Annotated in this window: 11 protein-coding genes; 5 read left to right on the forward strand and 6 right to left on the reverse strand. The window is 73.2% G+C overall.

What is annotated here, in order from left to right:
* Nucleotides 1-245 precede the first annotated feature (245 nt).
* From groL to ABD976_RS28450, 4 genes are all read right to left on the reverse strand, one after another.
* A complete protein-coding gene (gene groL, locus ABD976_RS28435) occupies nt 246-1877 on the reverse strand; it encodes a chaperonin GroEL (protein WP_345368155.1) in 1632 nt (543 codons plus the stop codon).
* 222 nt (nt 1878-2099) lie between these two features.
* Nucleotides 2100-3416 (reverse strand): serine/threonine protein kinase, encoded by a 1317-nt coding sequence (locus tag ABD976_RS28440; RefSeq protein WP_345368156.1) that lies wholly within the window; start codon nt 3414-3416, stop codon nt 2100-2102.
* A gap of 125 nt (nt 3417-3541) precedes the next feature.
* Nucleotides 3542-3745: a cold-shock protein gene (locus tag ABD976_RS28445; RefSeq protein ID WP_345368157.1), complete on the reverse strand. Its 204-nt coding sequence runs from the start codon at nt 3743-3745 to the stop codon at nt 3542-3544.
* Nucleotides 3746-3941: 196 nt separating this feature from the next.
* Nucleotides 3942-4625, reverse strand: a complete 684-nt coding sequence (locus ABD976_RS28450; RefSeq protein WP_345368158.1) for a TIGR00266 family protein — start codon at nt 4623-4625, stop codon at nt 3942-3944.
* 89 nt (nt 4626-4714) lie between these two features.
* Between ABD976_RS28450 and moeA the strand changes: the two genes are divergently transcribed.
* The 5 genes from moeA to ABD976_RS28475 all read left to right on the forward strand — a co-directional run bounded on the left by moeA (nt 4715) and on the right by ABD976_RS28475 (nt 12627).
* On the forward strand, nt 4715-5959 hold the full coding sequence (gene moeA, locus ABD976_RS28455) for a molybdopterin molybdotransferase MoeA (protein ID WP_345368159.1): 1245 nt from the start codon (nt 4715-4717) through the stop codon (nt 5957-5959).
* Nucleotides 5960-6021: 62 nt separating this feature from the next.
* A complete protein-coding gene (locus tag ABD976_RS28460; RefSeq protein WP_345368160.1) occupies nt 6022-7989 on the forward strand; it encodes a M48 family metallopeptidase in 1968 nt (655 codons plus the stop codon).
* 743 nt (nt 7990-8732) lie between these two features.
* The gene (locus ABD976_RS28465; protein ID WP_345368161.1) at nt 8733-9452 is read left to right on the forward strand and encodes a phosphatidylserine decarboxylase; all 720 of its coding nucleotides are present in this window, start codon (nt 8733-8735) and stop codon (nt 9450-9452) included.
* A complete protein-coding gene (gene pssA, locus ABD976_RS28470) occupies nt 9449-10387 on the forward strand; it encodes a CDP-diacylglycerol--serine O-phosphatidyltransferase (RefSeq protein WP_345368162.1) in 939 nt (312 codons plus the stop codon). Before ABD976_RS28465 ends, pssA begins: the two co-directional genes overlap by 4 nt.
* Before the next feature lie 32 nt (nt 10388-10419).
* Nucleotides 10420-12627 (forward strand): AAA family ATPase, encoded by a 2208-nt coding sequence (locus ABD976_RS28475; RefSeq protein WP_345368163.1) that lies wholly within the window; start codon nt 10420-10422, stop codon nt 12625-12627.
* Between the two features lie 510 nt (nt 12628-13137).
* On the opposite strand, the gene ABD976_RS28480 is transcribed toward ABD976_RS28475, so the two are convergent.
* Both ABD976_RS28480 and ABD976_RS28485 read right to left on the reverse strand, forming a co-directional pair.
* Complete coding sequence (locus ABD976_RS28480) at nt 13138-13758, reverse strand: LytR C-terminal domain-containing protein (protein WP_345368164.1); 621 nt, start codon at nt 13756-13758, stop codon at nt 13138-13140.
* Nucleotides 13758-14033 carry a DUF3263 domain-containing protein gene (locus ABD976_RS28485; protein ID WP_345368223.1) on the reverse strand — a complete coding sequence of 92 codons (276 nt, stop codon included), beginning with the start codon at nt 14031-14033 and terminating at the stop codon, nt 13758-13760. Before ABD976_RS28485 ends, ABD976_RS28480 begins: the two co-directional genes overlap by 1 nt.
* Between the last annotated feature and the right edge of the window lie 302 nt (nt 14034-14335).

A 14335-nucleotide genomic window follows, 5' to 3' on the forward strand; every position in this document is an offset into this window, starting at 1 on the left:
GCCCCTCACCAGGAGAGACGCACCCGGGCACGACGCGCACGGAACGCACCGGCCCTCCCCCACCCCAGGCGCTCTCACCCGTTCGGGAGCTGAGTGAGGGGCACCCTTGCCCAAGTAACTGGGACAAGGGTGCCCCTCACCTGGAAAACCTCGCTCGAACGGGCGGCTCGGGGGGCGTGGCGGCCCTGGAATGCGAAGAACCGCCCCCGCCGGGGCGGGAGCGGTTCTTCAGCGGCTGGGGCGGATCAGAAGTCCATGCCGCCCATGCCACCGGTCGGGTCGGCGCCGGCACCGGCCTTCTCCTTCTCCGGCTTGTCCGCGACCACGGCCTCCGTGGTCAGGAACAGCGCGGCGATGGAGGCGGCGTTCTGCAGCGCCGAACGGGTGACCTTGGCCGGGTCGATGATGCCCGCGGCGATCAGGTCCTCGTAGTCGCCGGTCGCGGCGTTGAGGCCGGTGCCCGCCTGGAGGTTCTTGACCTTCTCGGCGACGACCCCGCCCTCGAGGCCGGCGTTGACCGCGATCTGCTTCAGCGGGGCCTCGACGGCCAGCTTGACGCTGTTGGCGCCGGTGGCCTCGTCACCCTCCAGCTTCAGCCCGTCGAAGGCGGCCTGCGCGGCCTGCAGCAGCGCGACGCCACCACCGGCCAGGACGCCCTCCTCGACGGCGGCCTTGGCGTTGCGGACCGCGTCCTCGATGCGGTGCTTGCGCTCCTTGAGCTCGACCTCGGTCGCCGCACCGGCCTTGATGACGGCCACGCCGCCGGCCAGCTTGGCCAGCCGCTCCTGCAGCTTCTCGCGGTCGTAGTCGGAGTCCGAGCGGTCGATCTCGGCGCGGATCTCGTTCACCCGGCCGGAGATCTGCTCGTCGTCGCCCGAGCCCTCGACGATGGTGGTCTCGTCCTTGGTCACGACGACCTTGCGGGCCTTGCCCAGCAGGTTCAGGTCGGCGTTCTCCAGCTTGAGGCCGACCTCCTCGCTGATGACCTGGCCGCCGGTGAGGATGGCCATGTCCTGCAGCATCGCCTTGCGGCGGTCGCCGAAGCCGGGGGCCTTGACGGCGACCGACTTGAAGGTGCCGCGGATCTTGTTGACCACCAGGGTCGCCAGGGCCTCGCCCTCGACGTCCTCGCAGATGATCAGCAGCGGCTTGTTGGACTGCATGACCTTCTCCAGCAGCGGGAGCAGGTCCTTGATGTTGGAGATCTTCGAGCTCAGCAGCAGGATGTACGGGTCGTCCAGGGACGCCTCCATCCGCTCCGAGTCGGTGACGAAGTAGGGCGAGATGTAGCCCTTGTCGAAGCGCATGCCCTCGGTGAGCTCCAGCTCCAGCCCGAAGGTGTTGCTCTCCTCGACGGTGATGACGCCTTCCTTGCCGACCTTGTCCATCGCTTCCGCGATGAGCTCGCCGATCTGGCGGTCACCGGCCGAGATCGCGGCGGTGGCGGCGATCTGGTCCTTGGTCTCGATCTCCTTGGCGCTCTTGAGCAGCTGCTCGGCGATCGCCTCGGTGGCCTTCTCGATGCCGCGCTTGAGCGCGATCGGGCTGGCACCGGCCGCGACGTTGCGCAGACCCTCGCGAACCAGGGCCTGGGCGAGCACGGTGGCGGTCGTGGTGCCGTCACCCGCGACGTCGTCGGTCTTCTTCGCGACCTCCTTGACGAGCTCGGCGCCGATCTTCTCGTAGGCGTCCTCGAGCTCGATCTCCTTGGCGATGGAGACACCGTCGTTGGTGATGGTCGGCGCGCCCCACTTCTTCTCGAGCACGACGTTGCGGCCCTTCGGGCCGAGCGTCACCTTGACGGCGTCGGCGAGGGTGTTCATGCCGCGCTCAAGACCGCGGCGGGCGTCCTCGTCGAACGCGATCATCTTGGCCATTGCGGTGTGGTCCTCCACCTGTCTGGACGCCGCGGCGGTGTCACACCCCACGGCAGGACTCGTGCTCGGCCAGGCTCGGTGCCCGCGACGGACGACCGCGGCGACGGCGCCGCCTGTGGCACCGCCGAGCACGGCCTCACCGTCCCGACCTGGCACTCAACCTCGCTGAGTGCCAATACCGTGTCTAGCACTCTCCCGGGTCGAGTGCAAGCGAACGCCGGGTCAGCCCCCGACCGTGGGAACCGTGGTGGGGATCTCGTTCTCGTTGTAGCTGGAGGTCTCGGGGACGTAGGTCGACCCCGAGCCGGTGTCGCCGGACGCGGTGGCCATCACGACGAACAGCACGATGATCGCCACCAGCGCGGCCACGATCAGCAGCGGCACCAGCCAGCGCGCCGTCGAGCCGCCGCTGGACCGGGTGGCGAACGACGACGTGCCCGCGGGCATCGGCGGGCGCAGCCGGACCGGTTCCTGCGGCGGCGCCACCGGCGGGTGCGGCGGCTGCTGGTACGGCGGCGGGCCGTAGCCGGGCGGCTGCTGCGCGGGCACCGGCTGCGACGGCGGGAACTGCTGCTGCGGGAACGGCGGCCGTCCGGGCTGCGGGGCCGCGGGCGGCGGTCCGGGAGGCTGCGGTCCGGCGGGCTGGGGCGGCTGGGGCCCGGCGGGCGGGGATCCGGCCGGGCGCGGGCGCGGCGGGCCTTCCCCGGCCACCGGCGACAGCGCGGCGCGCGCCACCGCGATGAGCTCCTTGCAGTCGTCGAAGCGCTGGTCGGCCTTCTTCGCCATCCCGCGGCGCATCACCTCGTCGATCCCGGGCGGCAGCACCACCAGGGAGGTCACCGGCGGCGGCTCGGCGCCGAGGTGGCCCTGGATCACCTCCTGCACCTGGCCCTGGAACGGCGGGCGCCCGGTCAGGCAGGCGAACAGCATGCAGGCCAGCGCGTAGAGGTCGGTGCGGCCGTCGACGGCCTCGCCGCGCAGGTGCTCCGGGGCGGCGAAGGTCGGCGAGCCGAGGAAGTCGCCGGAGGAGGTGCGGTGCCCGGTGGCGCCGCGCCGGGTCAGCCCGAAGTCGGCGAGGTAGACGTGCTCGTTGGCCGATTCGCGGGAGGTCACCAGCACGTTGGCCGGCTTGAGGTCGAGGTGCACGAGGTTGCGCTCGTGCAGCATGTCCAGCGCCTCGGCGACCTGGCCGAGCAGCTCCAGCGCGCGCTTCGGCGAGATCGGCCCGTCCTTGATCAGGCTGGCCAGGTCGGATCCGTCGACCAGCCGCATCGCGATGTAGAGCATCCCGTCGACTTCGCCGAAGTCGTAGAGCGGGACGATGTTGGAGTGGTCGATCGCCGAGGTGTTGCGGGCCTCGTCCACGAACCGCTCGCGGAACTCGGCGTCACCGGTGATGTGCTCACCCATGACCTTGAGCGCGACCTTGCGGCCCAGCCGGACGTCGGTGGCGCGGTACATCACGCTCATCCCACCGCGGCCGAGGACGGAGTCGATCTTGTAGTGGCCGAGGCGGCGCCCGGTGAGGTCTTCCGACACGTCCGGCAGCCTAACGCCCCGGAACGGCGCGCGTCCTCGGGTTCCGGCGGATCGACCCCGACGGACCGGTGGCCCGATTCCCACCGGAACCGGGCCACCGGACGACGAACGATTCCGCGGGGCTGTCAGACCTTCCGGACGCCGTCTGCCTGGGTGCGACCGTCCCGCCCGGCCTTCACCTCGAATTCGACCCGCTCCCCTTCGGAAAGGGTGCGAAAACCGGACATGTTGATCGCGGAGTAGTGCACGAACACATCGGGCCCGTCATCCGTCGCGATGAATCCGTAGCCCTTCTCCGAGTTGAACCATTTGACCGTGCCGACCGCCACGGCGTCCTCCTCTTGAAAGGTGATGCACGACGCCCGTGGCGCCGCTGGAGCAACGGTCACGCTACCCCAGAAGAAGACCCTCGTCGCCCGTTCTTCAATGCGACTTTTCCGCTAAATACTAGGCCGAACGGGTGTCGGACGCGGCCACGTCGAGTAATCACCACGGGAAGGGCGGGGGAATTCCGCAATGCTCCGATCAGGATCGGGATCCGACGCCGTTGCTCTGCAACCAACCGATCAAGGAACGCGGATTGCGCGTCTGCGTCAGCACTCGTCCCGGTCCGGCGAAATCGAAGACGAGCCCTTCGCCGCTCTTGATCGATTGGGCGGCGCCCTGGTTCGCCTGGCGCAGCCGGGATTGCACCGCGTCGGCGTAGGCCACCACGTGCCCGGGGTCGATCGTCACGTACTCGCCCGGTTGCAGCGTCACCACGTCCAGCGCGCCGTAGCAGCACACCACCACCGGGCCCTGCCCGGTCACGTGGGTGAGGAAACCGCCCTCGCCGCCGAAGAGGTTCCGGAAGCCGGCCCACTGCGGCTCCGCCCGCACCGTGCTCGCCGAGGCCAGCAAGCAGGACTTGGTGACGCACCAGCCGGTCCGGCCGTCGAGCTCGATCACGTTGAGGTCGCCCGGCAGGTTCGGCGCCACGTCCACCCAACCGCCCTGCTGCGGCGCGGTGTAGGAGGTGGCGCGCGCGGACTCGCCGCCGAGCGCCGAGCGGGCCAGCGACTTCAGCGCGCCGCCCGAGGAGCGCTGCTCCGCCACCACGCCGTAGCTCGTGGCCAGCATCGCCCCGGCCTCCACCCGCACCGGCTCGCCCGGTGCCAGCAGCAAGCGGGCCACCCCGTACGACGGCGTGTGGCGGGTACGGACCTGCAACGGGCACCTCCTCGGTCGGGCGGAATCGCAGTCTGCCACGGGGGCGACCGCGCTCGTTGCGGAAGCCGGTGCGGACAGCGGGCGGGGCCATGACCGATGATCGGTGCGTGTCGCACGGAACTGGAACCCCCGACCTGATCCCCGTGACCCAGCACCGGGACGCGGTCGCCGCGCTGGTGGCCCCCACGCCGGTGCGGTCGGTGCCGCTGGCCGACTGCCTCGGCCTGGCCCTGGCCGAGGACCTGCGCTCGCCGATCCCGCTGCCGCCCTTCGACAACTCCGCGATGGACGGCTACGCGGTGCGCTCGGTGGACCTGGTCGAGGCGGACGCCGACGCGCCGGTGGCGCTGCCGGTGGGCGAGGACATCCCCGCCGGGCGGGTGGACGTGCCGCCGCTGCAACCGGGCACCGCGCACCGGATCATGACCGGCGCGCAGCTCCCGCCGGGGGCCGACGCGGTCGTCCCGGTGGAGCGCACCGACGGCGGGGTCCGCGAGGTGCGGATCGGCCTGGCCGCGCAGCCGGGCGCGCACGTGCGCCGCGCGGGCGAGGACGTGGGGGCGGAGGCGACCGTGCTCACCGCCGGGACCGCGCTGACCCCCGCCCGGCTCGGGGTGGCCGCCGCCGTCGGCGCCGCGGAGCTGCCGGTGCACCGGCCTGCGCGGGTGCTGGTGCTGTCCACCGGCTCCGAGCTGGTCGAGCCGGGCGAGCCGCTGCACCCCGGGCAGATCTACGAGTCCAACGGGCTGATGCTGGCCGCGGCGGTGCGGGACGCGGGAGCCACCGCCCGGCTGCTGCGGTTCGTCCCGGACGACGTGGACCAGTTCCACGCCGCGCTGGAACCGGAGCTCGCCGGCACCGACCTCATCCTCACCACCGGCGGGGTCAGCGCCGGCGCCTACGAGGTGGTCAAGGACGCCTTGGCCGGGCAGGGCGTGGAGTTCACCAAGGTCGCGATGCAGCCCGGCATGCCGCAGGGCAGCGGGCGCTACCGCGGCGGCCCGGCGGTGGTGGCGCTGCCCGGCAACCCGGTCAGCGCGATGGTCTCTTTCGAGGTGTTCGTCCGGCCGGTGCTGCGGTCGGCCGCCGGGCACCGCGACGCGCACCGCCCGGTGCGCCGCGCCGAGCTGACCGAGCCACTGCGCACCCCGGCGGGCAAGCGGCAGTACCGGCGCGGGCGGTTCGACCCGGTCAGCGGCGCGGTGGCGCTGCACGGCGGGCCCGGCTCGCACCTGCTCTCGGCCCTGGCCGAGGCCGACTGCCTGCTGGAGATCCCCGAAGAGGTGACCGATCTCCCAGCTGGTTCTACTGTGGACATCTGGCTGCTGGATTGACGGAGCACCGACCTCTCGCGAAGACTGCACCCTCGACCCCCACCTGACCGGAGTTCTGCACCGTGCGTGGCCCCTGGCGCGCCGCCGTGGCGCTGGCGTTGCACCTCGGCTTCTTCGCCGTACCCATCGCGCTGGTCCTCGGCCTGCTCGCGATCGCCCTCTACACGTTCCGCTACGACCGAGGTAGCGGCCTGGAAGCGGCGCTGGCCGCGCTCGTCGTGGGGGCGGTGTTCGCCATCGGCCTGCGCGCCGTGCTGTCCACCCGCGTCGACCCGCGCGGCGTCGCGCTGCGCCGGGACGAGCAGCCGCAGCTCTGGAAGCTCGTCTCGTCCATCGCCGACGCCGCGGGCGCCGAGCCGCCGGACGAGATCCGGGTGACCTCGGAACCGGGCATCGCGATCGTCGAGGACACCGCGCTGCTCGGGTTGCGGACCCGCGGCCGGTACCTGGAGATCGGGATGCCGCTGCTGGCCGCGCTCACCATCAGCGAGCTGCGCGCGCTGCTGGCCCGCGAGATCGGGATGCTCGGCGGCAGCGGGACGGCGGTGACCGCCCGGCGCTGCGCGCGGACCGTCGAGCGCACCGTCGCCTCGCTCACCAGCGGCCCGGTCAAGTGGCTGTTCGGCGGCTACGCCCGGGCCTACACCGCCGTGGCCGCGCCGGTGTCCTTCCAGCTCGAACCGGGCGCCGACCGGCTCGCGGTGCGGGTGGCGGGCAAGCGCGCCGCGATCACCGCGCTGCGCAAGCGGGTGGCCATCGAGCTCGGCTGGCGGGACTACGCCGAGGAGTTCCTCAGCATGGCGACCACCGTCGGGCACACCCCGGACGTGATACTGGGCTTCCGGGCGTTCATGGACCACCCGGCGCGCAAGCCCGCGCTGGCCGAGCGCGCCAAGCAGGCCATCGCCGAGGGCACCGACCGCACCGACGGCGGCCCGCCGACCAGGGACCGGATCGCGGCGATGAAGCAGCTCAAGTCCGCCGACCGGGAGCTCGACGACCGGCCCGCCTTCGGCGCGCTGCGCGAGCCGCGCACGAGCGTCCCGGCGCTGGAGGACGAACTGGTGGTCGAGGGCCTCGGCGCCCGGCTGCCGTGGCCGGAGCTGGTCCGCCTCGCCGGGGCGGCGCAGGCGGCGCAGCAGGCCGCGCAGCTCAGCTCCGCGATCGAGCAGAGCGGGTTGCAGATCGACCCGGCCATCGGCGGCGTGCTGGCCGCCATCCACCGCGGCCAGGCCCGCGACCTGATCAACCCGGCGCTGAACCCCGGGCTGGACCCGGAGCGGCTCGACCAGGCCGCCGAGGACATGCTCGTCGAGCTGCTCGGCGGCGCGGTGGTGGACGCGCTGGTCTGCGCCCGGCGGGCGCACCACGAGCTCGACTGGGGCGGCCCGCCGCTGGTCCGGCTCGCCGCCGGCGGGCAACCGCTGGACCCGGACCGGCTGGTGCGCCCGGCGGTGGCCGACCCGAGGCTGATCCCCGGGCTGCACCGCACCCTGGTCGACCTCGGGGTGCCGCTGAACCACCTGCGCCCGCCCGAGGCGGAACCGGAACCGGCGCTGTCCGGCATCATCAGCCCGGTGCAGGTGTCCGGCACCGGTTACGAGCTGCTGGTCACGGACCGTGGTCTGGTGCTGCTGCCATCGCAGGCCAGCAGTACCAAGCGGTTGCTCTCCGGGGCGCTGGCCCGGTTGCGCAAGGCCGAGTACGAGCAGCTCGACGAGCTCGCCGCGACCCCGGTGGCGGAGCTGCGCGATCAGCCCGGGGCGCACTGGGTGGACACCCGCGACGTGGCCACCGCACGCCTGGTGCAGCTGCGCGCGGGCTGGACGCTGCGGCTGGAGATGTACCTCGACGAGTACGCGGTGTCCGCCCTGCCCGCGGAGATCGTCGCCGACGAGGAGGGGGTCGCCGAGGTGGAGCTCAGCAGCACCGGCGACGCGATGGAGCACGGCGATCCGTACGGCGGGATCGGCGAGCTGATGGGCGCTCGCATGATCGTGGAGGACACGACGTCAGGAGCGAACGAGTGACGGGTGAACCCCATTTGACGGACGTTTCGATGCGGAGAGTAGTTATAACGTCCTCCGATAGCGTCTACGGTCTCGCTGTGAACTCAATTACACTGGGACCAGGTAACGAAACGTCGATCAACAACCTTCCCCCCACGTAGGCACCGCGCATCGGGCGCGGCGACTGAACCACAAGGGGCCGTGCGCCGTCGGGGGGCGCACGGACCCGTTCGGGGGAGGCCGGGTGGCGTCAACGGGGAGACGCCTCTCGGCCGGGATGTCAGGGGCGGCACGGGCGCGTCGGGGGCGCCGGTGCCGCCCCTGACTCATGCCCACCCCGGCAGCCGCCCAACACGCCCACCCACCACCCGACCCAGCACTCTTCGTTCCAGGTGAGGGGCACCCTTGCCCCAGTTACTCGGGCAAGGGTGCCCCTCACTCACGACTCGAACGGGTGGTTGGCGGCTCGGCGTTCGAGGTGGTCGGGCGTGTCCGGCGAGGGCGCGGACGGGGGCGGTGGTGGCCCCCGAAGGGGTCGTCGGGTACACCTGGACGGGTGACGCGGCAGCACCGCCGGAGGTGCTCGCGGGGCCGGATCTGCGCAGGTCATCGCTCTGTACTTGATCAACTCCGCACCCTGTCGTCGTGCACCGCGCCGCGTCCGAGATGCTGTACCGACGACGGCCCCACCGCCGACCCCCGTCCCCGGGCGGCAGGTCGCGGTCGGCCGGACCAGACCACCGACTCAGGGGCGCAGTACCTCGATGAGCACCGAGACAGAACCGAAGAAGATGGCGGCGCACCTCGCCGGCCTCGCGCGCGACACCGTCCCGCCGATGCACCCCGCCGGCCGCCCGTTCGTCGCCGGAGCAGCGATCGCGACGCTGCTGCTGCGCAAGCTGTGGCGTCCGGCCGGGGTGCTGGGCGGCGTGCTGACCGCCTGGGTCGCGTGGTTCTTCCGCGAGCCGCGGCGCACCGCGCCGAGCGGTGAAGGGCTCGCGGTGGCGCCCGCCGACGGCACCGTGGCGCACGTCGAGGAGGTCGTGCCGCCCGCCGAGCTGGACCTCGGCACCGCCCCGATGATCCGGATCAGCGCGTTCCTCACCGTCTTCGACGTCCACGTGCAGCGCATCCCGCTGGCCGGCCGGATCGACCGGATCGCCTACCGCCCGGGCAAGTTCCTCTCCGCCGACCTGGACAAGGCCAGCGAGGACAACGAGCGCAACTCCCTGGTGATCCGCGCCGTCGACGGCACCGAGGTCGCCGTGGTGCAGATCGCCGGGCTCGTCGCGCGCCGCATCGTGTGCTCCGTCGAGGAGGGCGACCAGGTCGACGTCGGCAGCACCTACGGGCTGATCCGGTTCGGCTCGCGGGTGGACCTCTACGTCCCGGTGGGCAGCCGGGTGCGGGTCGAGCCCGGCCAGCGCACCGTCGGCGGCGAGACCGTCCTCGCCGAGCTGCCGCGGGGGAAGCGAACGTCATGAGCGTGCGGACCACCCCGGGCGTCCGGCTGCTGCCCAACGCCATCACGGTGCTGGCGATGTGCGCGGGGCTGTCGGCCATCCAGTTCGCGCTCAACGACGAGCTCGCCGCGGCCGTCGCGGCCGTCGCGGCGGCGGCGCTGCTCGACGGGCTGGACGGGCGCCTCGCCCGGCTGCTCGACGCCACCACCCGGATGGGCGCCGAGCTGGACTCGCTGTCCGACGCGATGTCCTTCGGCGTCGCCCCGGCGCTGACCCTCTACGCCTGGCAGCTCCAGGACAACCGGGTCGGCTGGGTCGTCGCGCTGATCTACGCGGTCTGCATGGTGCTGCGGCTGGCGCGGTTCAACACGCTGCTCGACAACACCGAGCAGCCGCCTTACGCCAAGGAGTTCTTCGTCGGGGTCCCCGCCCCGGCCGCCGGTCTGCTGGTGCTGGTCCCGCTGATGATCACCGCGCACCTCGGCCGCGAGGGCTGGTGGTCCGAACCCGCGGTGATCATGCTGTGGATGGCGCTGGTCGGCGGGCTGGCGGTGAGCCGGGTGCCGACGTTGTCGCTGAAGACCGCCAAGGTGCCGCCGCAGCTCGTGGCCCCGCTGCTGGTGCTGGTCGTGGTGGCGGCCGGGGGCATCGCGGTGTTCCCGGTGATCTCGCTGGTCATCGTGCTGCTGGTGTACCTGCTGCACATCCCGTACGCGGTGTACCGGCACCACTGGCTCGCCAACCACCCGGAGGCGTGGAGCGCACCCCCGCGCGAACGGCGCGCGATGCGGCGGCGCAGCCAGCGGCGGCTCGGCCTGCGCCCGCCGCTGCGGCGCCGGGTGGCCGGTGCCGCCCGCCGGGTCCGGCTCCCCCGCCGCGGCCAGCCGGACGGCCCGCGGCGGAGCTGGCGACGGCTGGAGCTGCGGCGGAACCGGGACGAGCAGGCTCCGCGCTGACCCGCCGCGCGGCAGGTCCTAGGCTCGGGGCCGTGCCCGCCATCACCTTGACCGCACGCCTGTCCGCATCCGCCAAGGACACCCGGCGCGGGGTGGTCCGCCTGCACCCGGAGGTGCTCGACGCGCTGGGGCTGCGCCCGTGGGACGCGGTGCGGCTGACCGGGGCGCGGGTCACCACCGCGCTCGCGGCCACCGCCGCGGCCGGCGATCCGACCGGCGTGGTGCTGGTCGACGACGTGGCGCTGATGAACCTCGGGCTGGCCGAGGGCGCCGAGGTCGGCGTCGCCCCGGTCGAGGTGGCCGCGGCGAAGCGGGTGTCGATCGCCGGTTCCCGGATGGCCCGCGCCACGGTCGCGCCCGAGACGGTGCGCCTCGCGCTGACCGGCAAGGTCTTCGGCACCGGCGACACCGTCTCGCTGCTGCCCCAGGACCTCGCCCCGGCCACCGCCGCCAACGCCGGTGAGGTGCGCCGCAAGCTCGCCAACGCGATCGGCCTGACCTGGACCAACGAGCTGATCACCATCGCGGGCACCGACCCGGGCGGCCCGGTGGCGATGCGCCCGTCCACCGTCGTGGAGTGGCGGGAGGGCGCCGAACCCGGCACCGCCGCAGCCGAGGCCGCCCCGGCCGTCGAGTCCCCGGCTCCGGCGGAACCGGCCGCTCCGGTCGCCGTCGCCGACCTGGTCGGCGCCCGGGAACCGGCGCGGCGGCTCGCCGAGTGGCTGCGGCTGTCCTTCGAGCAGCCCGAGCTGCTGCACCGCCTCGGGGCGTCGGCGGAGCTCGGCGTGCTGGTCAGCGGCCCGCCCGGGGTCGGCAAGACGACGCTGGCGCGGGCGGTGACCGCCGCGGTCGGCGCCGAGCTGGTCGAGCTGTCCGCGCCGAGCGTCGCCGCGCTGGAAGCCCGCGCCGCCGCGTCGCGGGTGCGCGAGGCGGTCGAGAAGGCCACCGCGGCGACCCGCGACGGCCGGACCTGCGTGCTGCTGCTCACCGACGTCGAGGACCTGCTGCCCGCGTCCGAACCGCCGCCGCTGGCGACCGTCGCGCTGGACGCGCTGCGGGGCGCGCTCGGCACCTCCGGGCTCGCGGTGGTGGTGACCAGCGCCGAGCCGTACGCGGTGGATCCCCGGCTGCGCGAGCCGGGGCTGGTCGACCGGGAGCTGACGCTCGGACTGCCCGACGACGCCGCGCGCACCGAGCTGCTGCGCGTCCTGCTGCGCGGTACCCCGCTGGCCGCCGACGTCGACCTGGCCGACATCGCCGGCCGGGCACCGGGTTTCGTCGCGGCGGACCTCGTCGCGCTGTGCCGGGAGGCCGCGGTGAGCGCGGCGCTGCGGCACCAGGACGGCACCGAGCCGCAGGTGCGCCAGCAGGACCTCGCGGACGCGGTGTCCTCGGTCCGCCCGCTGTCGATGTCGGCGTCGGACAGCCTGCGCACCGGCGGGCTGTCGCTGGACGACGTCGGGGACATGGTCGAGGTGAAGCAGTCGCTGACCGAGGCCGTGCTGTGGCCGCTGCAGTACCCGGACTCGTTCACCCGGCTCGGCGTCGATCCCCCGCGCGGGGTGCTGCTCTACGGCCCGCCGGGCTGCGGCAAGACGTTCCTGGTGCGGGCGCTGGCGGGGACCGGGCGGCTCAACGTGTTCGTGGTCAAGGGCGCCGAGCTGATGGACAAGTTCGTCGGCGAGTCGGAACGCGCGGTGCGGGAGCTGTTCCTGCGCGCCGCGAACGCCGCGCCCTCGTTGGTGTTCCTCGACGAGGTGGACGCGCTGGCGCCGCGCCGGGGCCAGTCCTCGGACTCCGGCGTGGCCGACCGGGTGGTCGCGGCGCTGCTCACCGAGCTCGACGGCGTCGAACCGATGCGGGAGGTCGTGGTGCTGGGCGCCACCAACCGCCCCGAGCTGCTGGACCCGGCGCTGCTGCGGCCGGGGCGGCTGGAGCGGCTGGTGCACGTGCCGCCACCGGACGCCGAGGCCCGCGCGGAGATCCTGCGGTCGGCGGCGAAGAACACCCCGCTGGCCGACGACGTCGACCTGCCCGCGCTGGCCGCCGACCTGGACGGCTACTCGGCGGCCGACTGCGCGGCCCTGGTCCGCGAGGCCGCGCTGACCGCGATGCGCGAATCGCTGGCCGCCGCCGAGGTCTCGGCCGCGCACCTGGCGGCAGCCCGACGCGCGGTGCGGCCGTCCCTGGACGCCGCCCAGCTAGCCTCCCTCGAAGCCTTCGCCGCCGAACAGCGCTGACCCACCACCCAGCACCGAACCCTCACCCATCCGGGAAGTGAGTGAGGGGCACCCTGTACCACGTGACGGGGTACAGGGTGCCCCTCACCCGTTCGGGACGTGAGTGAGGGGCACCCTTGCCCAAGTAACTGGGACAAGGGTGCCCCTCACCTACATCCCGTTCCGGCGCCCCCGACACGGACGAGCAACCGGCATCCCCGTCAGGCGAGCGGCGCAGCCGACGTGCTGCGCCACCCGCAACCCCCGTCAGGCAAGCGGCGAAGCCGCTTCCCCGCCGCGCACGCGCTGATCGGCACCCCCGTCAGGCAAGCGGCGCAGCCGCTTCCGCACTGCACCACCTCGCAACCGGCACCGCCGCGGGTTCTCAGCGGCCTTCTCGCGAGGACAGCCGCGACGCTGTGTACGGGGTGGTACATGAGGAGCGGCTCCCGGAGCGAGAAGGCTGTGAGGTTCCGCCACCCGCACCGCGCGCCAAACGGACCACGGTCCGGACGACCACCCGCCAGACGATCACTTGCCGGTGATGCCGCCTTGGTAGTCATTCGTGATGATCGCGATCAACCCCGGTGTGGCGTCCTGGATGCCGTCGAAGCGCGGCGCCACGCGGGCGCCGAGCGCCCGGGCGATCTCCTCGGCCTGCGCCTTCTCGCCAGTGCCCTCCCGGTAGTAGACCGTGGTGGTGGGCACGATGCCGCGCGCGTAGTTGCCGACGTCGGGGACCTCGTACCCGGCGGTGAGCAGGTCGTCGGCGGCGCGCTGGGCGAGGCCCTCGATGGTGCTGTTGTTGTAGACCCGCACCAGGATTCGCGGCTGCGACTGCGGCGGCGGCGCGATGGTCTCCGGCGGGCGCTGCGGCGGCGCGGGCGGCTGCTGGGCCGCCGACGACGTGGGCGGCTCGTCGGCGGGCGGGTCCTCGGCGGCGGGGTCCTCGGGCGGGGGCGGTGCGGGCGGGTCGGCCTCGGGCGAGGAGGTGGCCGCCGCCGGGCGCGGCGGTTGGGCCGAATTCTCCGCCTGCCCGCCGGAAGCCAGCGTGACGACGCCGATGACGGCGGCGACCGCGCCCGCACCGATCAGCCCGTAACCGGCGATCGCGTTCCTGGACGGACCCGTGGGGGGTTCGGCGGATGTCATCAGTGCAACTCGATTCCCAGTCGGTGCGCGGCCCGAGCCCGCTGCCTGCTCGCCCGCGCCTTGCGCAGTCGTTTGATCAGCATGGGATCCGCCTCGGAGGCGGCCGGATCGTCGAGGAGCGCGTTGAGGAGCTGGTAGTAGCGCGACGCCGACATGTCGAACAGCTCGCGGATGGCGCGTTCCTTGCTGCCGGAGTGCTTCCACCACTGCCGCTCGAAGGCCAGGACACCGCGTTCCCGGTCGTCGAGCTCGCCGTCGCGGCGCGGGGCGCGCAGCGGCTCCTCCGCGGGTTCCTCGACGATCCGCTCGATCGGCTGGGTGATCGGCTCGGCGAGGCGCAGCCGACGTCCCGCCGGTTGGGCCTGTTGGAGGTGGGCGAGCTGCTCGCACTGGCGGGCGATCTCGTGCGCGGTCAGCATCTGGGCGGCGTCCATCGGTGCTCCTCGCCTTGGGCTGTCTCCTCGCGATCAGCGCTCTCGCGATCGGGGGTTCCCCGCTTCGACCGAATCACAGAGCTGTGATTCGGCACCCCCCGATTACACCACGGACTGATCGACTTCGTCCGCGCATCGGCCGC

It is taken from the genome of Saccharopolyspora cebuensis (assembly GCF_039542665.1).
GTDB lineage: Bacteria > Actinomycetota > Actinomycetes > Mycobacteriales > Pseudonocardiaceae > Saccharopolyspora > Saccharopolyspora cebuensis.